Raw genomic sequence first — 450 nt, 5'->3', positions numbered from 1 at the left:
GTATATGGGGCTGTTGCCCGCCATCGCTCGCTATGACGTTGTGCAGTGCCACAGAATAGGGTTTATTCCCCACTTCTTGGGTTATCCACTCTTTCACCAGGGCAAGGCGTTGTTCTTTGTTCAGCTCACGGGGTAATCCTACAACGTGTTCCCGATAAGTCGAACCGTTTTTACGCTCGAATAGGTCGGCACATTCCCATAGCTCGGCTGGGTTATGTTTTGCCCAGCTCGGCATATTGCCATTTTCGGTGTACTCAATCTCGTCTGATTTTTTGGCGTATCTACCCAATGCCATGATGTAATTAAAATGCGGTTGCGCTTTACCTTTTGCACCGACATTGGTTCTCATCATTCCAAACGACATTTTGATGTTCCTTTTTGGGTTGCCGTCCCACTTTCTAGCCCAATGCTTTTTGCTTGGGTGACGATGTGGGGCGATGGGGATTCTAA

At 48.2% G+C, this 450-nt stretch carries 1 protein-coding gene; it reads right to left on the bottom strand.

Annotated elements, in window-relative coordinates:
* The coding region (locus M3175_RS24390) for a MobA/MobL family protein (RefSeq protein ID WP_251524600.1) at positions 1-349 on the bottom strand (349 nt) is incomplete at its 3' end.
* Positions 350-450: the final 101 nt, after the last annotated feature.

It is taken from the genome of Robertmurraya korlensis (genome assembly GCF_023715225.1).
In the GTDB taxonomy this organism is placed as follows: domain Bacteria; phylum Bacillota; class Bacilli; order Bacillales; family Cytobacillaceae; genus Robertmurraya_A.
The sequence above is the reverse complement of the archived record's forward strand: the minus strand, read 5'-3'. Positions and strand labels throughout refer to the sequence as shown.